Raw genomic sequence first — 21975 nt, forward strand, 5'->3', positions numbered from 1 at the left:
CCCGAATGCGGCATTCACGTTGAGCGGGCGAGGGAGGGTTCGCCCCGCTCGGGGTTGGCCGGTCTTCAAGTACGCCCAACCCCCCTCCGCACGGTCTCAAACCACCCCCAACCCCCCACGTTTAGGCCCTGAACGAGTCGTTCAGGGAACCCAACGCCCCGAATGCGGCATTCACGTTGAGCGGGCGGGGGCGGGTTCCTCCTCGGCCTTGTCCGCTCGCATCAGCTCGTCCATGTCCACGATGGACGGATTCGCCAGCACCTCGTTGAGGCGATCGCGATCCAGCGCGTTCTGCCAGCGCGCCACCACGAGCGTGGCGACACCGTTGCCGACCAGGTTGGTCAGCGCGCGGGCCTCGGACATGAACCGGTCGATGCCGACGATCAACGCGATGCCCACGACCGGGATGGTGTCGCCGAACGCCTGCAACGACGCGGCGAGGGTGATCAGCCCGGCGCCGGTGACGCCCGCGGCACCCTTGCTGGAGAGCAACATGAACAGCAGCAGGCCGATCTGGGTCCAGATCGACAGCTCCACCCCGGTGGCCTGGGCGATGAAGATCGCGCCCATGGTCAGGTAGATGCAGGTGCCGTCCAGGTTGAACGAGTAGCCGGTCGGGATCGTCAAGCCCACAACGGACTTCTGCGCGCCCGCGGCCTCCATCTTGACCAGCATCCTGGGCAGCACGGCCTCGCTGGAGGAGGTGCCCAGCACGATCAGCAGCTCGTCCTTGATGAACCGGACGAACTTCAGCACGCTGAACCCGGCGAGCCTGGAGGCGATGCCCAGCACCACGACCACGAAGAGCACGCAGGTCGCGTAGAAGGCGATCATCAGGAACGCCAGCCCGGTCAGCACCTTGCTGCCGTACTTGCCGATGGTGAAGGCCATGCCGCCGAACGCGCCGATCGGGGCCGCGTACATGACCACCTTGATCACGCCGAACATCACCTTGGCGACGGTGTCCAGCGCGTCGATGACCTTCTTGCCGCGCTCGCCCATGAACGACACGGCGACCGCCACCAGCACGGCGACCACGAGCACCTGGATCAGCTGGCCGGAGGTGAACGCGCCCACGAAGGACTCCGGGACCAGGTGCAGGATGAACCCGGTGAAGCCCTCGGTGTCCTTGGCCTTGGCGAGGGTGTCCGCGGCCTCACCGGCGTTGATCGGCATGTTCAGGTCGGCGCCCGGCTTGAACACGTTGACCACGACCAGGCCGATGACCAGCGCCAGCAACGTCATCGCGGTGAAGTACAGGATCGTCCGCAGCGCCAGCCCGCCCGCCTTGGCCAGGTTGCCCAGCCCGGCGATGCCCACCACGATCGTGCAGAAGATCGTCGGCGCGATGACCATCTTCACCAGGTTGACGAAGAAGTCCGCGAGCCACTTCATCTCGCTGGCCTGCTTGGGGAAGACCAGCCCGACGATCACGCCGAGGGCGATCGAGACCAGTACCCAGAAGTACAGGTGCCGATAGATCGGTTTCCGTGTCGATGCTTGACCTGCGTCGGCCATCGACCCTCCTCGGGCTGCGCTGGTGGGGGACGTTGCGCGGAATGTTGACCGTTCGCGAATCGCCAGGACAACGGCCTGGCCCGAAACTTGAGACTCGTCTGACGTAGCCGCAACGTCCGCGTGATACCGCTTTCACGTTCAAGAGGTACTAACCTCCGGACATGGTCTCCCGCCAGCTGAGCCGCCGCGCGCTGATCGCCGCCGCGGGCGCGGGCCTGCTCGCCGGGTGCACCGCGCGCCCCGGCTCCGAGCTGCGGGAGCTCGTGCTGGCGACCGGCCCGGACGGCGCGGTGTTCCAGAAGATCGGCGGCGCCATCGCCACCCTGCTCGCCAGGGCGTTGCCCGGCGTCACCATCCGGGCCAGGCCGAGCAGCGCCTCGGTGGAGAACCTGCACCTGCTCAACCGGGGCGAGGCGCAGCTCGCACTGTCCTCTTTGGACGCGATCTCCGAGCACCCCAACACCTCGATACACGGCATCAGCGCGGTCGGCAGGCTCTACGACAGCTTCCTGCACCTGGTGGTGCCCGCGGGCGGGCCCATCCGCCGGTTCGACGACCTCGCGGGCAAGCGGGTGTCGGTCGGCGCGGGCGGGTCCGGGACCGAGTTCATCGTCGCCAACCTCCGCCGCGTCACCGGGGCGTCGTTCACGCCCGTGCTGTTCAACCAGCAGGAGTCCGCGCTCGCGCTGGCCAGGGGTTCGCTGGACGCGTTCTTCACGCTCACCGGCATCCCCACCCCGGCCATCACCGACCTGGAACAGCACACCAACATCCGCCTGGTGCCCCTGGTGGCTCAGGCCCAGGCCCTCGCGCGGCTGCCCAGCGGCTACTACCTGCCCGCCACCATCCCGGCCACCACCTACGGCGCGATCCCGCCGTGCCCCACCGTCGTCACCCCGAACCTGTTGCTGGCCAGGGACGACGTGCCCGACGACGTGGTGGAGATCGTGACCCGCACCGTCTTCGTCGAGGCCCCCACGATCGCCGCCGACCGCCCCGAAGCCCGGCGCATCAACATCCGCACCGGCATCTCCACGGGCCCCATCCCCCTGCACTCCGGCGCCGCCCGCTGGTTCCGCGCGGTCAAAGGCTGACCCACCGCTTAAGTGCTGAATGAGTCATTCGGGCGGGTCAGTCGGCGGCGGGGAGGCGGACGACGGCGTCGAGGCCGTGCGGGCCCGGCGAGAGCAGTTCCAGGTCGCCTCCGGCGGCGGTGACGAGTTCGGCGCAGATCGCCAGCCCGAGCCCGGTGCCCGCGATGTTCTGGTGCCGCGGCGATCGCCAGAACCGGTCCAGCGCCGCCGCGCGTTCGTCCTCCGGCAGCCCGGTGCCGTCGTCGATCACGTGCAGCTCCACCATGTCGCCGACCCGCTCGGCTCGCACCACGATCTCGCTGCCCCCGGAGAGCCGAACCGCGTTGCCCACCAACTCGTCCAGCACGCTGCCGAGGCCCCCGGGCGGCTCCAATGCGCGCAACCCCTGCGGGATCTCCACGTGCAGCTCGATCTCCGCGCGCAGCGCCGACGCCGCCCACGCGGGTTCGTGCGTGGCCACCAAGGCGTCCAGCTCGACCGGCTCCGCCGCGGCCGCGCTGTCCAGGCGGGTCGCGGCGAGCAGCGCGTCGAGGACGCGACCCATCTCCGCGGCCTCCTCGACGGCGATCTCATATGAGGCGCGAGCGGCGGTGTTCGATTCGGACCCGAGGTGCGGTTGCAGGTTCTCCACCGCGAGGCGCAGGCTGGCCAACGGGTTGCGCAGCTGGTGCGAGGCGTCGGCGACGAAGGCGCGCTGGCGGCGCAGCGCCCGGCCGACCACGTCGACCATGCTGTTGAAGGACACCGCGAGGCGCCGCAGCTCCGGCGGGCCGTCCACGTCCGCCCTGGTGTCGAGCTTGCCGCTGGCCACCCGCGCGGTCGCCTCATCGAGCTGGTGGATCGGCCGCAGCACCCACCGCGAGATCGGCCAGGCCACCGCGACCAACGCCAGCAACGGGACCACGCCGACCAGCACCAGCAACCACCAGATCTGGGCGATCTGCGCGCGCAACGGCTCTGTCGAGGACACGGTCACCACCGACGCCACGACCTCGCTGTCCCGGCCGACCGGCTCGACGACCACCAGCGGCGCCTCCCGCCACGGCCACACGACCTCCGGCGGTTCGGGGCGGTAGCCCGCGAAAGCCAGCTTCAGCTGCTCGGTGACCGTGGGCGCGGTGAGGTCGAAGTTCTCCCGCGAGGCCAGGATGATCCGTCCGCCGGGCGCGACCAGGGCGGCCGGACTGCTGTACAGCGCGTCGTAGCGGACCATCTCGTCGCGCAACGCGGTGGTGCGGCCGGAGGAGAGCGCGTTGTCGGCGATCGAGGCGAAGCGGCTGGCGTCGGCGAGGCGGTCGAGGTACAGCCGCTGCGTCTCACCCTCGGCGACGGCCATCGCCAGTGGGATGCCCATGGCCGCGGCCAGCACGACCAGCAGCGGCACCAGCACGCCGAGCAGCCTGCGCAGCACGGCTCACCTGGCCAGGCGGTAGCCGACGCCGCGAACGGTCTCGATCCGGACGTGCTCGCCGAGTTTGCCGCGCAGCGTCGCGATGTGGGTGTCCAGGCTGCGCGAGCGCGCCTCCCAGCTGGTGTGCCACACCTGGTCCAGGATGTGGTCCCGGCTGACCACGCTGCCCGGCCGGGCGACCAGCAGCGCGAGCACGTCGAACTCCTTGCGGGTCAACAGGATCTGCTCACCGTCCACAGTGGCCAGTCGGGAGGACAGGTCGAGCTTGAGCCTGCCGACCTCGATGGTCTCGGCGTCGGACTCCGCGCTGGCCCGCGCGGAGCGGGTGCGCCGCAGCACGGCCTCCACCCTGGCCAGCAGCTCCGCGGTGCCGAAGGGTTTGACCACGTAGTCGTCCGCGCCGCTGCGCAGTCCGAGGACACGCTCCCGCTCCTCGCCGCGCGCGGTGACCGCGATGATCGCCATGCCCTCGGTCTGCCGCAGCCTGCGCAGCAGGTCGAGCCCGTCCGCGTCGGGGAGTCCGAGGTCGAGCAGGACCACGTCGGCGTGGCCCGCCTGCAGCGCGGCCGCCGCGGTCGCCACCCGGTGCACGTCGTAGCCGGCGTGCTGCAACGCGGTGACCAGGCCGCGTGCCACTCGGTCATCGTCCTCGACGACGAGGATGCGCATGAGGACCGATGTTAGGTCGTCTTATCGGTCTTGGTGGGCTCTTCGGCCACCGACTCGGCGGGCTTCTCCTCGGCCGGGGTCTCCGGTGTCCCCTCCGGTTCCGGTTCGGCCCGGAGCGCGGCCAGGTCCTCGCGCTCACCGCGCTTCTTGGCCAGCACCAGGTAGATCACCGCGCCGACGAAGACGATCACCGAGGTGAACACGTTGATCCGGATGCCCGCGATCAGCGTGGCGTGGTCCTCGCGCATGATCTCGATCCAGAACCGGCCCGAGGTGTAGCCCGCGACGTAGAGCGCGAACACCCGGCCGTGGCCAAGGCGGAACCGCCGGTCGGCCCAGACGATCAGCGCGGCCACGCCGAGGTTCCAGAGCAGCTCGTAGAGGAACGTCGGGTGCACCACCGCGATCGGCGTGTGGTCCATGGCCACGCCGCCGAGCGGGTCCTCCAGGTTGGTGACCGGGTCGATCCTGCGGTAGATCTCCAGGCCCCACGGCAGGTCCGTCGGGCCGCCGTAGAGCTCCTGGTTGAACCAGTTGCCGAGGCGGCCGATGGCCTGCGCGACCACGATGCCCGGCGCGACCGCGTCGGCGAAGGCGGGCAACGGGATTCCGCGCCTGCGGCAGGCGATCAGCGCGCCGACCGCGCCGAGCGCGATGGCGCCCCAGATGCCGAGGCCGCCCTGCCAGATCTTCAGCGCGTCCACCGGGTTGCCGCCGGGGCCGAAGTACTTCGGCCAGTCCGTCGCCACGTGGTAGAGCCGCCCGCCGACGAGCCCGAACGGCACGGCGAAGACCGCGATGTCGGTGACCGCGCCCTTCTCCCCGCCCCTGGCCACGAAGCGGCGCTCGCCCCAGGCGATGGCCACCACGATGCCCGCGATGATGCAGAGCGCGTAGGCGCGTAGCGGGATCGGGCCGATGTACCAAACCCCACGGTCGGGGCTGGGGATCGTTGCCAGGATCGCGGAGACCGTTCCAGTCACGCCGCTCACCGTAGCCGCTGCCCCTCAGCCGATGACCGTCAGGCCCTCGTGATCGGCGAAGTCGGCGAAGTCTTTCCTGTTCAGGGTCGCCAACGGCGTCTCGTAGGCCAGGCAGCAGGCCGCGATCCACGTATCGGCCGCGGGCCGAGGACAGCCTCGCAGAGCGGCGAAAGCGGTGATCTCGCCCCACTTCCTGGCCACCTCCGGGGTCGCGGGCAGCACGGCCACACGGTTGAGCCACCGCTCCAGCGCGGCCCGGCGCCGGGGTCCCCAGCACCTGAGCTCTTGCCACTTCGTCAACTCGCCGACCGTGACGAAGGTGATCGCCGGACGGTGGCCCGCCAGCCGCGCCGCCACCGGCCCCGGCAACTCCCCGGTGAGGATCGAGGACACGACACCGGTATCGAGGATGATCGGCTCCACGGCTCAGGCGACGTCCTTCCCGCGCTCAATGACGTACCAGTCCAGGAACCGGTACAGCTCCTCGCCGGTCGCGAAGATCTCGCCGTCGGCCAGGTCTCCGGCCGACGCGATGGGGTGGACGTCCTTGTCCCGCATCAGGGCTTCCAGCAAGGCCGGACCGTCGAGCACTCCGCATGTCGTCCACATGGGGCCACTGTCCCGACGGCACCGACAGTCTCCGGCCGAATTCCGGCATTGGACGGCTCGTTCAGCCGATCGAAGGGCACTTTGCGCCAGGGGCAACAAGGAAACGCCAGCCCCGCGGAACGTCAGGCGGTGACGGGGGTGCGGTGGGTGGCGGAGGAGAGCTCGGCGGCGAGGGCGCGGACCGCGGCTTCGCCCGAGGAGACGGCGTTGACGAAGGCGGAGCCGACGATCACGCCGTCGGCGAACGCGGCGACCTCGGCCGCCTGCGGGCCGGAGCGGACGCCGAGGCCGACGCCGATCGGCAGGGTCGTGTGCTCGCGGGTGCGCTCGACCAGCTGCGGCGCCTGGCTGCTCACGGCGTCGCGGGCACCGGTGACGCCCATGATCGAGGCGGCGTAGAGGAATCCGCTGCTGGCCGCCGCGGTCATCGAGATCCGCTCTTCGGTCGACGAAGGCGCCACCAGGAAGACGCGGTCGAGGCCGTGCGCGGTCGAGGCGGCCATCCAGTCCTCGGCCTCGTCCGGGATCAGGTCGGGCGTGATCAGCCCGAGCCCACCGGCGGCGGCGAGGTCGCGGGCGAACGCGTCGACGCCGTAGCGGTGCACCGGGTTCCAGTAGGTCATCACGACCGCGCGCCCACCGGCTGCGGAGATCGACTCTACCGTGGTGAACAGGTCGCGGACGCGGAAACCGTTGCGCAGCGCGGTGTCCGCTGCGGCCTGGATGGTCGGGCCGTCCATCACCGGGTCGGAGAACGGCAGGCCCACCTCGACCAGGTCGCAGCCCGCGTCGAGCATCGCGGCGAGGTACTGCTGGGAGCCCTCCACGGTCGGGAAGCCCGCGGGCAGGTAGCCGATCAGCGCCGCGCGGTCGGCGGCCCGGCAGTCGGCGAACATCTGCGTCAAGGACGACATCAGGCGTTCTCCCCCACGAGGTCGAAGTAGCGGGCGGCGGTGTCCATGTCCTTGTCACCACGGCCGGAGAGGCACACCAGGATCACGCCATCGGGCCCGAGTTCCTGGCCGAGCTTCAAGGCACCGGCCAGCGCGTGCGAGGACTCGATCGCCGGGATGATGCCCTCGGTGCGCGAGAGCAGCCGCAGCGCCTCCATGGCCTCCGCGTCGGTCACCGCGCGGTACTCGGCGCGGCCGATGTCCTTGAGGTAGGAGTGCTCGGGGCCGACGCCGGGGTAGTCCAGGCCCGCGGAGATCGAGTACGCCTCGGTGATCTGCCCGTCTGAGTCCTGGAGCAGGTACGAGAACGCGCCGTGCAGGATGCCCGGCTCGCCCTCGGTCAGGGTCGCCCCGTGCTCGTCGGTGTCCACGCCCTTGCCCGCGGGCTCCAGGCCGACCAGCCGCACCGAGGGGTCGTCGAGGAAGCCGTGGAAGATGCCGATCGCGTTGGAGCCGCCGCCGACGCACGCCGCGACCACGTCGGGCAGCCGGCCAACCTGGTCGAGCATCTGGGCGCGGGCCTCGGCACCGATCACCTTGTGGAAGTTGCGCACCATCATCGGGAACGGGTGCGGGCCCGCGGCGGTGCCGAGCAGGTAGTGGGTGTCGTCGACGTTGGCCACCCAGTCGCGCAGCGCCTCGTTGATCGCGTCCTTGAGCGTGCGGGAGCCGGTCTTGACCGGGATGACCTCCGCGCCGAGCAGCTTCATCCGCGCCACGTTGAGCGCCTGCCGCTGGGTGTCGACCTCGCCCATGTAGACCACGCAGTCGAGGTCGAGCAGCGCGCACGCGGTCGCGGCGGCCACGCCGTGCTGTCCGGCACCGGTCTCGGCGATGACCCGCTTCTTGCCCATCCGCTTGGTCAGCAGCGCCTGGCCCAGCACGTTGTTGATCTTGTGCGAGCCGGTGTGGTTGAGGTCCTCGCGCTTGAGGAAGATCCGCGCGCCGCCCGCGTGCTCGGCGAACTTCGGCGCCTCGGTCAGCAGCGAGGGCCGGTTGGCGTACTCGCGGAGCAGCCGCTCGAACTCGGTGACGAAGTCCGGGTCCACCCGCGCCTTGTCGTAGAAGGTGGCCAGCTCGTCGATCGCGGCCATCAGCGCCTCGGGCATGTACCGGCCGCCGTAGGGTCCGAAGTGCCCGCGATCGTCCGGGCCGTGCTTGTCGCGGTCCTCGTCGTGGGTCATGGGGGCGCTTCTCCTCAGCGGCTCGGGCGGGGGCAGGCGGGGTGCGAGCCCGCGGTCACCAGCTGGGTCACCGCGCCGCGCGGGTTTCCGCTGGTCACCAGGCCCTCACCGACCAGGACGGCGTCCGCGCCGTAGCCCGCGTAGGTCATCAGGTCGCTGGGGCCGCGCACGCCGGACTCGGCGATCTTGATGACCTCGCTCGGCAGGCCGGGCGCGATCCGGCCGAAGCAGTCGCGGTCCACCTCCAGCGTGGTCAGGTCGCGGGCGTTGACGCCGATCACCTGGGCGCCCGCCTCCAGCGCGCGGTCGGCCTCCTCGGCGGTGTGCACCTCGACCAGCGCGGTCATGCCGAGGGACTCCGCGCGGTCCAGCAGCGCCTCCAGCACGTTCTGCTCCAGGGCCGCCACGATCAGCAGGATCATGTCCGCGCCGTGCGCCCGCGCCTCGTGGATCTGGTACGGGCTGACCATGAAGTCCTTGCGCAGCAAGGGAACGTCGACCGAGGCGCGGACCGCGTCGAGGTCGGCCAGCGATCCGCCGAAGCGGCGCTCCTCGGTGAGCACGCTGATCACCCGCGCGCCACCGGCCTCGTAGTCCCTGGCCAGCTCGGCCGGGTCGGCGATGCCCGCGAGATCGCCCTTGGACGGGCTGCGGCGCTTGACCTCCGCGATCACGCCGACCCCGGGCGCGCGCAGCGCGGCCATCACGTCCCTGGGCGGCGGCGCCTGCGCGGCGAGTTCCTTGATCGCCTCAAGCGGTGTCGCGGCTTCGCGGACGGCCAGGTCGGCGCGGACACCTTCAAGAATCGACTCCAGGACGTTCACGCGCACTCCTCCGCATGATCCGTTCGTCCGGCGCGGCCGTTGCTGGCTCGTCCCGGCGCTCGAATCGGTTCGTAGCTGCCGCTCCGACAGGCGACCGTCCCCAGAACGGTGGCCGTGAGGCGTTCATGGATGCTAACTCTCAGGCGGTGCCGCTCCCGGTCTGGGGTCACCGAATCCGTCCTGGCTGTCAAGGGTCTTTCCGCGCTGTGACCGTGGGATCACTCCCCGAGTCCAACGCCTCCCACACCTCCCGGTCGGGATCGGCGGCCCTGGCGTTACTCCCGGTGTCGTAACGGGCACCCAGCGCGGGCATCCGCGCCCCGCCGACCAGCACGATCAGCCCGGCCGCGAGCAGCGGTGCCAGCCCGGCCAGCCCGAGCAGCGGCCCGGCCGCGGTCACCGTCGCCGCGTAGCCGAGCCACAGCGCGATCCCGCCCGCCCCCAGCAGCGCCAGCAGCCCGCCGACCACCCGGCGGAGCGCTCCGGCGGTGGCGACGGCCCCGGCGATCCCGGCGAGGCTGAGCAGCGCCAGGGGGATCAGCGCGGGCACCTGGTCGGCGCCGGTCGGCCGGTCCCGCGCGGCGGCCGGGGACCCGGTCCCGTCGAACCACGGCACCGTCGAAGCCGCCCAGAGCAGCCCCGCCGCGGCGAGCAACAGCAGCACGACCGTCCACATGAGACCGCGGGCGGGCCGGACGGCTTGCCCGCCAACGGGCTCAGACACGACGTTCGACCCCGTCGACGGCCAGCGCCAGGGTGTCGGCGGTGGCGATCGCCGAGAGCACCGCACGGGCCTTGTTCAGGCACTCCTGGTCCTCGGAGACCGGGTCGGAGTCGGCCACGATGCCCGCCCCGGCCTGCACGTAGGCCACGCCTTCGCGGACCAGCGCGGTGCGGATGGCGATGGCGGTGTCGGCGTCGCCCGCGAAGTCCAGGTAGCCGACCACGCCGCCGTAGAGGCCGCGGCGGGTCGGCTCCAGCTCCTCGATCAGCTCCATCGCGCGCGGCTTCGGCGCTCCGGAGAGGGTGCCCGCGGGGAAGCAGGCCGCGACCGCGTCGAAGGCGGTGCGGTCGTCGGCGAGCTGCCCGGTGACGGTGGAGACGATGTGCATGACGTGGCTGTAGCGCTCGATGCGGAAGAAGTCGACCACCGTGACCGAGCCCGGCTTGCAGACCCGGCCGAGGTCGTTGCGCGCCAGGTCGACTAGCATCAGGTGCTCGGCGCGCTCCTTCTCGTCGTGCAGCAGGTCCTTCGCCAGCAGCGAGTCCTCCTCCTCGTCGGCGCCGCGCCAGCGCGTCCCGGCGATCGGGTGCGTGGTCGCCTTGCCGTCGCGGACGGTGACCAGCGCCTCCGGGCTGGAGCCGACGATCGCGAAGCCGTCGAGGTTGAGCAGGTACATGTACGGGCTGGGGTTGGTGGTGCGCAGGACCCGGTAGATGTCCAGCGGGTCGGCCGCGGTCTCCAGCTCGAACCGCTGCGAGACGACGACCTGGAACGCCTCGCCCGCGTGGATGGCCTCCTTGGCCTTCTCCACGGCCGCGGTGTAGTCGGCGGTGCTGCGGCGGCGGGTGAACCGCGGTTCCGGGCGGGAGAACACCGCGGCGCTGGGCGCGGCGGAGGTGCACAGCCGCGCGGTCATGTCATCAAGGCGCGCGACGGCCTCGTCGTAGGCGGCGTCCACCCGCTCGTCGGTGTCGTCCCAGTTGATCGCGTTGGCGATGAGCGTGATCGTGCCCTCGTGGTGGTCCATCGCGGCGAGGTCCATCGCCAGCAGCATCACCAGCTCGGGGATCTCCAGGTCGCTCTCGGCCAGCTCCGGCAGCGCCTCCAGCCTGCGCACCACGTCGTAGCCGAGGTAGCCGACCATGCCGCCGGTGAGCGGGGGCATGCCGGGCAGCGCGTCGGTGTGCAGCAGCCGCATGGTCTCGCGCAGCGCCACCAGCGGGTCGCCGTCGCGGGGCAGGCCGACCGGCGGGGTGCCGGTCCAGGTGGCGTGCCCGTCGACCACGGTCAGCGCGGCCGGGCTGTGGGCGCCCACGAAGGACCAGCGCGACCACGAGCGGCCGTTCTCGGCGGATTCGAAGAGGAAGGTGCCGGGCCGGGCGGCGCCGAGCTTGCGGTAGACCCCGACCGGGGTCTCGCCGTCGGCGAGCAGTCGCCGCACCACCGGGATGACGCGGCGATCCCTGGCTAGTTCACGGAACTCCTCGCGGCTGGGGCTGATCTCCCCCATCGCGGTCCTGCCGGGCGCGAGCACACTGACCATGGGGACATTGTGCCTGGTCGTTGACGAGGGCTGTGACCACGGCCCATTATTTCCACAAGCGTTGAATACAGAGGTCAGCCCGCGTGCGGGCCGGGATGGTGGAGATGAGCGCCGGGACTGAGAGTACTTCACCGCGCAGGCGTGGGCGGCGACCCGCGGGCGAGGACACCCGCCGCGCGCTGCTGGACGCGGCCCGCAGGTCCTTCGCCGAGCACGGTTTCGCCGGGGCGACGGTGCGCGGGATCGCCGCCGAGGCCGGAGTGGACGCGGCGATGGTGAACCACTGGTTCGGTGGCAAGGAAGGCTTGTTCGCCAGCGCCATGGAGCTGCCGCTGGACCCGAAGCGGATCAGCGAGATGCTGCTGACCGGGCCACTGGAGGAGATGGGCGAGCGCATCGTGCGCACGTTCCTGAGCGTGTGGGACGGCGCGGGCGGCGGGGCGTTCGTGGCGTTGATGCGCAGCGCCTCCAGCAACGAGACCGCGGCGCGGATGTTGCGGGAGTTCATCTCCAACGTCGTGTTCGGGCCGATCACGCGACGGGTCGGTCCGGACCGCCCGGAGCTGCGCGCCGCGTTGTGCGGCACGCAGATCTCCGGGCTCGGCATGGTCCGCTACGTGATCAAGCTGGAGCCGTTGGCCTCGGCCGACCACGACACCCTGGCTGCGGCGATCGCCCCGAACCTCCAGCGCTACCTCACCGGGGACCTGGGCCCTACTTCCACTCCCACTTGATGTCGATGTTCCCGCGACTCAGCGGGGCGAGCTCCTTGAATGCCTTTTCGCTCAGGTCGAAGTGGTTCTTGGAGCAGCCGGGGCACTTGTCCTTCACCTTGACGGTAATCGACTTGCCACCGTAAGTGACCTTGAGCTTCTTCTTGCAGATCGGGTCGTTGTTCGGATTGCCCGAGCCGAACCACGAGTCGGACACCGCGACCAGCTTCTGCGTCCTGGCATTGATGGGATCTCCGCAGGCCCCCGTGCCGGAGAGGCTGTAGTAGGTGGCATTCCCGGACTTCGGCGCGGCGAACGCGGGGGCATTGCCGACACCGGCGAACAAGATCGCGCAGACCGCGGCGACAAACGGGGAAGAACGCTTCATGCGGCCCAGTCTCGCCACCGGGCAGAATTTCGCGAGGCCGAATAACCGTTCTTGAATTAAAGAAAAAGCTATTCGGCGGAATCCGAAAGAAGAATGTCCGTGTCGAAACAGGTTCGCGTTCCGGTGTGGCAGGCCGCGCCTTCCTGATCAACGATGAGCAGCACGGTGTCGCCGTCGCAGTCCAGCCGGACCTCGTGCACGTGCTGCGTGTGCCCGGAGGTCTCGCCCTTCACCCAGTACTGCTGCCTGCTGCGCGAGTAGTACGTGGCGCGGCGCGTGGTCAGCGTGCGGTGCAGCGCCTCGTCGTCCATCCACGCCACCATCAGCACCTCACCGGTGCCGCGTTGCTGGGCTACGGCGCTGAACAGGCCGTCGGCGTTGCGCTTCAGCCGCTCGGCGATCTTCGGGTCGAGTCGGTTCACCGTCGCTCCAGGAACTTCCGCATCGGGCCGGTGCTCAGCAGCACCACGGCGTAGACCTGTGCCGCGCCGAGGACTCCGGAGAGCACGCGGGCCAGGACCGGCCCGTCGCCGAGGACGATCAGCAGGTGCAGCAGCGCCGCGAAGACCGCGACGGCGATCGCACCCGCCCTGGCGATGCCGATGCGGGCGAGGATGCTCCCGGCCGCGACAGCGGAGAGCACGAGCAGCACCAGCGGCGTCATGACCACGTCGGCGCCGCCTTCGGCCGTCCAGCGCACGATCGCGGCGATGAGGAAGACCAGCTGCGCGCCGACCAGGCAGGCCAGCGTCGCCCACAGTTCGACCGGGCGCTTCACCGGACCGTCACCCCGGCCGCGCGCAGACCGTCTTTGACCTCACCGATCCGCAACTGTCCAAAGTGGAACACGCTGGCGGCGAGGACCGCGTTGGCGCCTGCTTCCACCGCGGGCGGGAAGTGCTCGACCGCGCCCGCTCCGCCGCTGGCGATCAGCGGCACCGTCACGGCGGCGCGCACGAGCCCCAGCAGCTCCAGGTCGAACCCGGCCTTGGTGCCGTCGGCGTCCATGGAGTTCAACAGGATCTCGCCGACGCCCAGTTCCTGACCGCGCGCGGCCCATTCCACCGCGCAGATCCCGGTGCCGCGCCTGCCGCCGTGCGTGGTGACCTCGAAGCCGGACGCGGTGGGCTGCACGCCTTCCGGCACGCGGCGCGCGTCCACGGAGAGCACGACGCACTGGGCACCGAACCGCTGGGACGCCTCGCGCAGCAGCTCCGGCCGCGCGATGGCCGCCGTGTTCAGGCTGACCTTGTCGGCGCCCGCGCGCAGCAGCTTGTCGACGTCGTCGACCTCGCGCACGCCGCCGCCGACCGTGAGCGGGATGAACACCTGTTCCGCGGTGCGGCGCACGACGTCGTAGGTGGTCTCCCGGCTCCCGGAGGAGGCCGTGATGTCCAGGAAGGTCAGCTCGTCCGCGCCCTCGGCGTCGTAGGTCCGCGCCAGCTCCACGGGATCGCCCGCGTCAACGAGGTTGGTGAAGTTGACGCCCTTCACCACGCGCCCGTTGTCGACGTCCAGACAGGGGATCACTCGTACCGCAACCGTCACGCCAAGAGCCTACGGTGCTCCCCGGCCCCGCTCCGCCGTGGACGGCCCGCCCGCCGCCACGTGAGACAAACTCCCCCCATTCACCCGTCAGAGCACCCCTGAGCTGGCCTTTCCCGGCCCTCCGAGCCACGATTGTGATGGGGTGCCCCCTGGGAGGGCGGGGGCCGGAATGAGGGCGTCAACGCGGGGTTGACGCTTCGCGGATCGTCAACCTACAGTTGACGCATGACACCGGCACCGGCTCGACTCGACGACCTGATCACCTACGTGAAGACCCAGTACCCGGACGGCTCGCCACTGGACCACCTCAGCGTGGCGGTGCTGACCGGCGAACGCCTCGGCGAGCTCGCCGACCACCTGATCGGCCACTTCGTGGACCAGGCCCGCCGCGGCGGCGCGTCCTGGACGGAGATCGGCCAGAGCATGGGCGTGACCAAGCAGGCGGCGCAGAAGCGCTTCGTGCCCAAGGACATGGACAAGATGACCATGGACAGCTTCGCCCGCTACACCGACGACGCCCGCAAGGTCCTGGTGCACGCCCAGGAGGAGGCGAAGGCCGCGGGCAACCCGGAGATCGGCACCGAGCACATCCTGCTCGGCCTGCTGCACGCGCCGGGTGCGCTGGCCGCACGGGCGCTGGCCGCCGAGGGCGCGAGCGAACAGGCCGTCCGCGCGGCGGTGCGGCTGGTCCTCTCCCCGGCGCAACAGGACATCCCCGAGCAGATCCCGTTCACCGGCAGCGCCAAGAAGGTCATCCAGCTGACGTTGCGGGAGTCCTTGCGGCACAACAGCAAGCACATCGGCACCGAGCACCTGCTGCTGGCGCTGCTGCGCGAGGAGGCGGGCGCCGGCGCGAAGGTCATCGCGGACCTCGGCCTCTCGCGCAAGGCGATCGAGACCCGTATCCACGCCGAACTGAAAGAAATGCAGGGCAAGGCATAGCTGAACGGTCGAACATGCCCGCGGGTCGGCCTGACCTCCGCCAAGAGGGCGAATTCCAGCGGAAAAACCAGCGGTACCAACGGATTCGCCCCCTTGGCAGCAAGTCTCCCGCACGGTTTATTCATCTGTCATGTTCGACGCGATTGTGGTGGGAGCACGCTGCGCCGGCTCACCGACGGCCATGCTGTTGGCACGTAAAGGCCACCGAGTCCTCGTGGTGGACCGTGCCAACTTTCCGAGCGATGTCCCGTCGACGCACTTCGTCTGGCCGCACGGGCTCTCGTACCTGAATCGCTGGGGACTGCTGAAGCAGGTACTGGCGACAACCCCCTCGCACACCGTTCTCAACGTGGTCCAGGACGGCATCGAACTGTCCGGGACCGTGCCGCTGCATCTGCTGCGCGAGCACTTCCGCGAACTCCACGGAGACGACTCGGGAGTGGTGCAGCGTTACGCCTCGGTGCGCCGTCGCGTGCTCGACAAGATTCTGCTGGACGCTGCGGCGGATGCCGGAGCACAGGTGCGTACGGGATTCGTCGTCGAAGAACTGATCCAGGACAAGGGCCGAGTCGTCGGCATTCGCGGCAAAACGCAAGACGGCCGGTCGGTCGAGGAGCGCGCCCGGGTCGTCGTCGGCGCCGACGGACGCAACTCCTCCGTCGCCCGCGCCCTTGGACTGCGCAAGCACGATGTGCGCCACAAGTGCACATTCGCCTACTGGGGCTATTACTCCGGTTTCACCCTCCCAAGCGCTTACATGTACCAGCGCGGGCGACTCGGGGTGGCGGCCGCGCCCACGAACTTCGGCCAGAACATGCTGCTGGTGTGGGGTCCCCGGGAACTGGCCGAAGAGTTTCGCGTCGACCTGGCAGGCAACTTCGAGCAGGCGCTGGACCTCGTCAGCCCGGAGTTGGGCAAACGCGTTCGCGCGCAAGGGAAACGGGAAGGGCGCCTGTTCGCCACGCTGGACCAGTCCGCGTATCTACGGCCGCTTTTCGGCCAGGGATGGGTGCTTGCCGGCGATGCGCAGTGCTTCAAGGACCAATGCACCGCGATCGGGATGACCCACGCCTTCCGCGACGCGGAGCTGCTGGCCGCCGGGTTGGACGACTGGCTTTCCGGTGACAGCGCGTTCGACGTGGCGCTCAAGCACTACGAGAGTTGTCTCCGGGGCCCGGCCGCGACCGCGTACTACGACTACGTCTGCGCGCAGGCCGAAATGCGCGCGCTCGATCACGACGAGCTCCAGTTCCTTTCCGGTCTCCGCGACGACCAGCAGCAGACCGACCACTTCATCGCGATGCACGGCGGTATCGCGATTCATTCCACGCGCTGACGAAACGGACTCGACATGATGGACGCGGCGGTCCGACTCCGGGCCGATGAGTTCTACCGCACCAACTACCTCGGCGAGGACGACGGGCGCGGCCTCTTCGGGCACGTGCCGCTCGGCCCGGACGCGATCCTGTTGCACAGCAACGACTACCTGGACATCGGACGGCACCCGCGGATCGTCGAGGCCCAGATTGCCTCGCTGCGGGAGGTCGGCAGCGGCGCGCTGATGTCCGGCGTGTACCTGCAGGACGACGATCCGCAACCGGTGCTGCAACGGAGGCTCGCCCAGCACGTCGGCGCCGAGAGCGTGCTGCTGTGCCAGAGCGGCTGGGCGGCCAACACCGACCTCCTCCAGGCGATCGCGCGCCCGGGAGACACCGTCTTCGTCGATTCCAAGGCGCACCAGTCGCTTCGGGAGGGCGTCCGGATCGCCGGTGCCACGCCGGTCAAGTGGCGGCACAACACACCGGAGCACCTGGACCGCCGCATCCGGTCGAAGGGGCCGGGCATCATCGTCGTCGACTCGATCTACAGCCTCAACGGCACCATCTGCCCGTTGGCCGACATCGTGGCTGTCGCGCGGGAGCACGGTTGCGTGTTGGTCGTGGACGAGTCGCACTCGCTCGGCGTGTACGGCCCGGACGGTGGCGGCCTCGTGCACCAGCTCGGGCTGGCCGGGGAGGTCGACTTCGTCACCGCGAGCCTGTCCAAGGCGTTCGTCACCCGGGCCGGGCTGATCGCCTGCGCGAACAGGTTCACCGACTACATCCGCTACACGGGTCCGCAGGCGATCTTCTCCTCGGCGCTGCTGCCGCACGACCTGGCCGGGCTGTCCGCGGTACTCGACGTGGTCTCCTCGGAGGAGGAGCGGCGGCTGCGCCTGCACAAGGTGGCCGAGCGCGTCCGCGGCACCCTGCTCGCCGCGGGCGTCGACATCAACGGCAGCCAGGCGCAGATCATCTCGCTGGTGGCGGGCGAGGAGCTCCAGGCGATGCGGCTGCGCGACGAACTGGACCACCTCGGCGTGCACGGTTCGATCTTCATCCCGCCCGCGACCAGCGAGGGCGGCTCGCTGCTCCGGCTGTCCCTGCACGCGGGCCTCGGCGACGCCGACGTCGACCGGATCACCTCCGCGGTCCTGGCGACGGTGTCGTGATGGAACCGTGGAAGGCGCTGCGGCTCGGCGCCGCCAGGACGATGCTCCGGGCGGTGGCGCTCACCGGTGATCCGGTCGCGCGACTGCTCGGCACCCGCAGGCTGGCGGACCCCTTCCCCGAACTGGAGCGGCTGCGCACCGCCGGTCCGGTGGTGCGCAGCCCGGCGGGCGTGTACGCGACCGCCTCGCACCGGCTGTGCGCCGCGATCCTGCGCTCGCCGAGCTTCCGGATGCTGCCCGACGGGAAGCTCGCCGGGGTCGACTGGACGCGCGGGCCCGAGGACCACCTGGACATCGCCCATCCGATCGACCACTCGCTGCTCTCGCTCAACGCTCCCGAGCACGGCCTGCTGCGCAAGCACGTCGCGGCGTCGTTCACCCCGCGCGCGGTGCGGAAACGGTTGGCGGGCATCGAAAAGGTGGTCGCCGAGTTCCTGGACGCCGCCGAGGTGCGCGGCGAGTTCGACGTGATCCAGGACTTCGCCGTGCGGGTTCCGGTGCGGGTGATCTGCGAGATGCTCGGCATCCCCGACTCCGAGCACGAGCGCTTCATCCGGTGGGGGCGCACCATCGGCGACACCATCGAGGGCGTGCGCACCATGGGCGAACGCCGCCAGGTCCGCGACAACATGATCGACATGGGGCGGTTCTTCGACGAGCTGATCGCGGTCCGCCGCCAGGCGCTCGGCGAGGACGTGCTCAGCGACCTGCTGCGCGGCTCGCTCGGCAGGCGGGAGGTGATCGCCACCGCCGGTCTTGTGCTGGGCGCGGGGTTCGAGACCACCGTCAACGTCATCGGCAACGGCGTGCTCGCGCTGCTGGCCCACCCCGAGCACAAGCGCACCCTCGTCGAGCGCCCCGGGTTCGCCGCCGACGTGGTCGAGGAAGTGTTGCGGTGGAACGGACCCATCCAGCTGACCGCCCGCGCGCCCGAGATCGACGTCGCCGTCGAAGGTGTCGAGATCCCCGCGGGCAGCACGATGGCGCTGATGCTCGCCGGAGCCAACCGCGATCCTGAGGTCTTCGCCGCCCCGGAGGTCTTCGACCCCTACCGCCCGAACAACCGGGAACACCTCGGATTCGGCGCGGGAGCGCACTACTGCCTCGGCGCGGGGCTCGGCCGGATCGAGATCGAGGTCGCGCTGCGCGAGCTGTTCACCCGTTTCCCCGGCCTGCGCCTCAACGGTCCGTTGGTGCGCAACACCTCCCGCGCCATTCACGGCATGAGCAGCATTCCCGTCGCCGTCTCCTAGCGCACGGCCGCAAGTGCCTCGGGGAGCGTGAAAGCCTTGGCGTAGAGCGCCTTCCCGATGATGGCGCCTTCGAGGCCGAGCGGGGCGAGCTCGGCCAGCGCGCGCAGATCGTCCACACTGGACACGCCGCCGGAGGCGATCACCGGCTTGTCCGTGCGGGCACAGATCTCGCGCAGCAGCTCCACGTTCGGGCCCTGGAGCGTGCCGTCCTTGGAGACGTCGGTGACCACGTAACGGGAACAGCCGTCCCGCTCAAGGCGCTCCAGCACCTCCCACAGGTCGCCACCGTCCGAGGTCCACCCGCGCCCCTTGAGCCGGTGGCCTTCCTCGGTGATCCGCACGTCCAGTCCCACGGCGACCTGTTCCCCGTGCGCCGCAAGGACTTTCGCGCACCACTCGGGGTTCTCCAGCGCTGCCGTGCCCAGGTTCACCCGCGCGCAGCCCGTGCCGAGGGCGGCGGCCAGCGAGGCGTCGTCGCGGATACCGCCGGACAGCTCGACCTTCACGTCCAGCTCGGTGATCATCGCGGCGAGCAGCGCCCGGTTGTCCCCGCGCCCGAAGGCCGCGTCCAGGTCGACCAGGTGGATCCACTCGGCGCCGCCGTCCTGCCAGGCCAGCGCCGACTCCAGCGGGGTGCCGTATGCGGTCTCGGTGCCCGCCTCGCCCTGGGTGAGCCGGACGGCCTTGCCCTCGACGACGTCGACGGCCGGGAACAGCGTGAAAGTCACGGGATTACCTTCTGCTAGAGCGTGTTCAGCCAGTTGCGCAGGATGTGCGCACCGGCGTCGCCGGACTTCTCCGGGTGGAACTGGGTGGCCCAGAGCGGCCCGTTCTCCACCGCGGCGACGAAGTCCTCACCGTGGTGGGCCCAGGTCACCAGCGGCGGGGCGAAGGGGCCGTCCGCCTCAAGCTCCCACTTGCGCACCCCGAACGAGTGCACGAAGTAGAACCGGGCGTCCTCGTCGAGCCCGGCGAAGAACTGGCTGTTCGACGGGGCGCGAACGGTGTTCCACCCCATGTGCGGCAGGACGTCTGCGTGCAGCCGCTCGACCGTGCCCGGCCATTCGCCGCAGCCCTCGTCGGTGACCCCGTGCTCGACGCCGCGCTCGAACAGCGCCTGCATCCCCACGCAGATCCCGAGGACCGGGCGCCCGCCTGCCAGCCGTTCGCCGATGATGCGCGGGCCCCGCACCGAACGCAGCCCCGCCATGCACGCGCCGAAGGCGCCGACCCCGGGAACCACCAGCCCGTCCGCCGCGAGCGCGGCACGATGGTCGGCGGTCACCTCGACGTCGGCACCGACGCGGCGCAGGGCGCGTTCGGCGGAGCGGAGGTTGCCGGAGCCATAGTCGAGCACGACGACGCGGGACACGTCACCAGGCTAGTCGGCACCCCCGCCCACCCGCGAACCCGTTCCCGGGCGGAGTGGCTCAGCCCACGAAGCGGGTGATCGAGTGGTGCAGACCCGCCGGGTCGAGGCCGTGGACGGCGTCGTGCTGCTCCGCCGTTCCGTAGGCGCGGACCTCGCTGTCGCGCCCGACACCGAGGGCGAGCAGCCGGTGCGGGGTGTCGGCCAGTGCCGTGGTGACCTCGTGCGCCGAGGTGCCCTGGAGGTAGGGCTCCACCAGAACGACGTTCGCGTTCGAGCCGACCGCGTCGCGCAACCCGGCGTGGTCGAAGGGGCGCACCGTGGCCGTGTAGAGCACCGTGACGTCCACAGTGGACGTAGCGGCGAGCACGGCGTCCAGGGTCGGTCCGACCGCGACGACGACCCCCTTGTTCCCGAGGCGGACCGGGGTGAAGCCCGCGCCCGTCGGGTACGCCCGCGCGTTGCGGCGGGTGGAGAGGCGGAGGTACACGCGGTCGTCCCCGGCCAGGGCCGTGGTCAACAGCGAGCGGACCTCGTCCTGGTGGCCCGGCACGTGGATCGTCCAGCCGGGGAGCGTGTCGATCAGCGCGACGTCGCCGGGCGCCTGATGCGTGCGCCCCCACACGGGGTCGTCGTAGGAAGCGCCGATGCTGACCAGGATCGCGCCGACGTCCTGGTGCCCGAGGTCCAGCTTGATCTGCTCGAAGGGCCGTTCGATGAGGAAGGGCGTGTAGCTGTGCGCCACGGGCCGCAGCCCGGTCAGCGCGAGCCCACCGGTCACGCCGATCATCGCCTGCTCCCGGATGCCCACGTTGACCACGCGCTCCGGGTGCCTGGACCGCGCCTCGGTGAAGTTGCCCGCCGAGATGTCCGCGGTCACCACGGCGATCCTGGGATCGGTGTCCATGGCGGCGGTGACCGTCTCGATGAAGGTCTCGCGCATCGTGACGTCGGAGGACATCAGCGCCAGCTCGGTCTTCCCGTGAAAGTCCGCGGCGGTCATCACTCCGCACCTTCTTCCCTGATCATGGCGACCACGGCGCGCGGGCGGCCGGGGTGCTCCTCGGTGAACGCGTGGTAGAGCGCTTCCTGGTCGCGGCCGTCAACCGTGACGGTGTCCCAGCCCTCGACGGCGAAACGGCTCGCCATGCCGCCGGGCCAGCCGTGGCTGGCGGAGCCGTTGTCGATGGCCACGACGGTCAGCCGGTCCAGGCCGAGCCTGCCCGCCAGCGCGATGGCCTCGTGGTTGCTGCCCTCGTCGAACTCGCCGTCGCCGACCAGCACGAACACCCTGGGCTTGGTCCGGCCCTGGGCGCGCAGCCCGAGGACCTGGCCGACGCCGAGCGCCAACCCGTGGCCCAGCGAGCCCGCGCTGATCTCCACACCCGGCACCAGCACCCGGTCCGGGTGCTGGCCCAGCGGCGAACCGAAGTCCGTCCAGTTGTCCAAAGTGGACGGATCGAGGAAGCCCTTCGCGGCGAGCACCGCGTAGTAGGCCATCGGCCCGTGCCCTTTGGAGAGCAGGAAGCGGTCCCGGTCCGGATCATCGACCCGCTCGGGCGAGACGTCGAGCACGCGGTCGTAGAGCGTCCAGAGGGTGGGCAACGTGGAGGTCGCCGCCCACTCGTGCTTCTCGTCCCCGGTCATCCGTTTGAACAGGTCGGGTAGCTCCGACCAACCCCTTCGCGAGATCCCCTGTGTCATGGGACCACGGTGCAACCTCGACTTAGCTGGAGGTCAAGCACTAGGCTGCTGTCTC

General features: G+C 70.5%; 25 protein-coding genes. 6 read left to right on the top strand and 19 right to left on the bottom strand.

Translation table 11 applies throughout. The features are described 5' to 3' along the window. Positions 1-171: 171 nt before the first annotated feature. On the bottom strand, positions 172-1518 hold the full coding sequence (dctA, locus tag NLX83_RS00215; RefSeq protein ID WP_254232820.1) for a C4-dicarboxylate transporter DctA: 1347 nt from the start codon (positions 1516-1518) through the stop codon (positions 172-174). A 161-nt stretch (positions 1519-1679) separates the two neighbouring features. Between dctA and NLX83_RS00220 the strand changes: the two genes are divergently transcribed. Then, the gene (locus NLX83_RS00220; RefSeq protein ID WP_254232821.1) at positions 1680-2612 is read left to right on the top strand and encodes a TAXI family TRAP transporter solute-binding subunit; all 933 of its coding nucleotides are present in this window, start codon (positions 1680-1682) and stop codon (positions 2610-2612) included. 37 nt (positions 2613-2649) lie between these two features. On the opposite strand, the gene NLX83_RS00225 is transcribed toward NLX83_RS00220, so the two are convergent. The 10 genes from NLX83_RS00225 to NLX83_RS00270 form a co-directional block, all read right to left on the bottom strand. Continuing rightward, positions 2650-4023, bottom strand: a complete 1374-nt coding sequence (locus NLX83_RS00225; protein WP_254232822.1) for a sensor histidine kinase — start codon at positions 4021-4023, stop codon at positions 2650-2652. Positions 4024-4026: 3 nt separating this feature from the next. Beyond that, entirely contained in the window at positions 4027-4692 is a 666-nt protein-coding gene (locus NLX83_RS00230) for a response regulator transcription factor (RefSeq protein ID WP_254232823.1), read from the bottom strand. An 11-nt stretch (positions 4693-4703) separates the two neighbouring features. After that, positions 4704-5675 carry a prolipoprotein diacylglyceryl transferase gene (gene lgt, locus NLX83_RS00235; RefSeq protein ID WP_254232824.1) on the bottom strand — a complete coding sequence of 324 codons (972 nt, stop codon included), beginning with the start codon at positions 5673-5675 and terminating at the stop codon, positions 4704-4706. Between the two features lie 24 nt (positions 5676-5699). Beyond that, entirely contained in the window at positions 5700-6098 is a 399-nt protein-coding gene (locus tag NLX83_RS00240) for a type II toxin-antitoxin system VapC family toxin (RefSeq protein ID WP_254232825.1), read from the bottom strand. A 3-nt stretch (positions 6099-6101) separates the two neighbouring features. Next, positions 6102-6284, bottom strand: a complete 183-nt coding sequence (locus NLX83_RS00245; protein ID WP_254232826.1) for a hypothetical protein — start codon at positions 6282-6284, stop codon at positions 6102-6104. 122 nt (positions 6285-6406) lie between these two features. Beyond that, positions 6407-7198 carry a tryptophan synthase subunit alpha gene (trpA, locus tag NLX83_RS00250; protein WP_254232827.1) on the bottom strand — a complete coding sequence of 264 codons (792 nt, stop codon included), beginning with the start codon at positions 7196-7198 and terminating at the stop codon, positions 6407-6409. Beyond that, the gene (gene trpB / locus NLX83_RS00255) at positions 7198-8421 is read right to left on the bottom strand and encodes a tryptophan synthase subunit beta (RefSeq protein WP_254232828.1); all 1224 of its coding nucleotides are present in this window, start codon (positions 8419-8421) and stop codon (positions 7198-7200) included. The genes trpA and trpB overlap by 1 nt, the downstream gene beginning before the upstream one ends. A gap of 14 nt (positions 8422-8435) precedes the next feature. Beyond that, entirely contained in the window at positions 8436-9245 is an 810-nt protein-coding gene (gene trpC / locus NLX83_RS00260) for an indole-3-glycerol phosphate synthase TrpC (RefSeq protein WP_254232829.1), read from the bottom strand. 187 nt (positions 9246-9432) lie between these two features. Beyond that, positions 9433-9969, bottom strand: coding sequence for a Trp biosynthesis-associated membrane protein (locus tag NLX83_RS00265; protein WP_254232830.1), 537 nt, complete (start codon positions 9967-9969; stop codon positions 9433-9435). After that, positions 9962-11512, bottom strand: coding sequence for an anthranilate synthase component I (locus NLX83_RS00270; RefSeq protein WP_254232831.1), 1551 nt, complete (start codon positions 11510-11512; stop codon positions 9962-9964). The genes NLX83_RS00265 and NLX83_RS00270 overlap by 8 nt, the downstream gene beginning before the upstream one ends. Positions 11513-11616: 104 nt before the next feature. Between NLX83_RS00270 and NLX83_RS00275 the strand changes: the two genes are divergently transcribed. Beyond that, positions 11617-12246 carry a TetR/AcrR family transcriptional regulator gene (locus NLX83_RS00275; protein WP_254232832.1) on the top strand — a complete coding sequence of 210 codons (630 nt, stop codon included), beginning with the start codon at positions 11617-11619 and terminating at the stop codon, positions 12244-12246. On the opposite strand, the gene NLX83_RS00280 is transcribed toward NLX83_RS00275, so the two are convergent. Genes NLX83_RS00280 through hisF form a run of 4 tightly spaced genes read right to left on the bottom strand, consistent with a single transcriptional unit; the run spans position 12227 to position 14161 of the window. Further along, on the bottom strand, positions 12227-12631 hold the full coding sequence (locus NLX83_RS00280) for an RlpA-like double-psi beta-barrel domain-containing protein (RefSeq protein ID WP_254232833.1): 405 nt from the start codon (positions 12629-12631) through the stop codon (positions 12227-12229). The genes NLX83_RS00275 and NLX83_RS00280 overlap by 20 nt on opposite strands. A gap of 50 nt (positions 12632-12681) precedes the next feature. After that, complete coding sequence (gene hisI, locus NLX83_RS00285) at positions 12682-13035, bottom strand: phosphoribosyl-AMP cyclohydrolase (protein WP_254232834.1); 354 nt, start codon at positions 13033-13035, stop codon at positions 12682-12684. Further along, positions 13032-13391, bottom strand: coding sequence for a hypothetical protein (locus tag NLX83_RS00290; RefSeq protein WP_254232835.1), 360 nt, complete (start codon positions 13389-13391; stop codon positions 13032-13034). The genes hisI and NLX83_RS00290 overlap by 4 nt, the downstream gene beginning before the upstream one ends. After that, the gene (gene hisF / locus NLX83_RS00295) at positions 13388-14161 is read right to left on the bottom strand and encodes an imidazole glycerol phosphate synthase subunit HisF (protein WP_254232836.1); all 774 of its coding nucleotides are present in this window, start codon (positions 14159-14161) and stop codon (positions 13388-13390) included. The genes NLX83_RS00290 and hisF overlap by 4 nt, the downstream gene beginning before the upstream one ends. 225 nt (positions 14162-14386) lie before the next feature. Between hisF and NLX83_RS00300 the strand changes: the two genes are divergently transcribed. The 4 genes from NLX83_RS00300 (at position 14387) to NLX83_RS00315 (ending at position 18847) form a co-directional block, all read left to right on the top strand. After that, entirely contained in the window at positions 14387-15103 is a 717-nt protein-coding gene (locus NLX83_RS00300; RefSeq protein ID WP_254232837.1) for a Clp protease N-terminal domain-containing protein, read from the top strand. 130 nt (positions 15104-15233) lie between these two features. After that, complete coding sequence (locus NLX83_RS00305) at positions 15234-16439, top strand: NAD(P)/FAD-dependent oxidoreductase (RefSeq protein WP_254232838.1); 1206 nt, start codon at positions 15234-15236, stop codon at positions 16437-16439. Positions 16440-16454: 15 nt separating this feature from the next. Then, positions 16455-17594 carry an alpha-hydroxyketone-type quorum-sensing autoinducer synthase gene (cqsA, locus tag NLX83_RS00310; protein ID WP_254232839.1) on the top strand — a complete coding sequence of 380 codons (1140 nt, stop codon included), beginning with the start codon at positions 16455-16457 and terminating at the stop codon, positions 17592-17594. Beyond that, positions 17594-18847 carry a cytochrome P450 gene (locus NLX83_RS00315; protein WP_254232840.1) on the top strand — a complete coding sequence of 418 codons (1254 nt, stop codon included), beginning with the start codon at positions 17594-17596 and terminating at the stop codon, positions 18845-18847. Before cqsA ends, NLX83_RS00315 begins: the two co-directional genes overlap by 1 nt. Here the strand turns inward: NLX83_RS00315 and priA are convergent. From priA to NLX83_RS00335, 4 genes are read right to left on the bottom strand one after another with little or no spacing between them, the layout of a single operon-like run. Next, the gene (priA, locus tag NLX83_RS00320; protein WP_254232841.1) at positions 18844-19575 is read right to left on the bottom strand and encodes a bifunctional 1-(5-phosphoribosyl)-5-((5-phosphoribosylamino)methylideneamino)imidazole-4-carboxamide isomerase/phosphoribosylanthranilate isomerase PriA; all 732 of its coding nucleotides are present in this window, start codon (positions 19573-19575) and stop codon (positions 18844-18846) included. The genes NLX83_RS00315 and priA overlap by 4 nt on opposite strands. Before the next feature lie 14 nt (positions 19576-19589). After that, complete coding sequence (gene hisH / locus NLX83_RS00325) at positions 19590-20219, bottom strand: imidazole glycerol phosphate synthase subunit HisH (RefSeq protein WP_254232842.1); 630 nt, start codon at positions 20217-20219, stop codon at positions 19590-19592. 58 nt (positions 20220-20277) lie between these two features. After that, positions 20278-21219, bottom strand: a complete 942-nt coding sequence (locus NLX83_RS00330) for a transketolase family protein (protein ID WP_374118610.1) — start codon at positions 21217-21219, stop codon at positions 20278-20280. Next, on the bottom strand, positions 21219-21920 hold the full coding sequence (locus tag NLX83_RS00335) for a transketolase (protein WP_254232843.1): 702 nt from the start codon (positions 21918-21920) through the stop codon (positions 21219-21221). The genes NLX83_RS00330 and NLX83_RS00335 overlap by 1 nt, the downstream gene beginning before the upstream one ends. Between the last annotated feature and the right edge of the window lie 55 nt (positions 21921-21975).

Origin of the sequence: Allokutzneria sp. A3M-2-11 16 (assembly GCF_024213555.1) — a bacterium.
Taxonomy (GTDB): Bacteria; Actinomycetota; Actinomycetes; order Mycobacteriales; family Pseudonocardiaceae; genus Allokutzneria.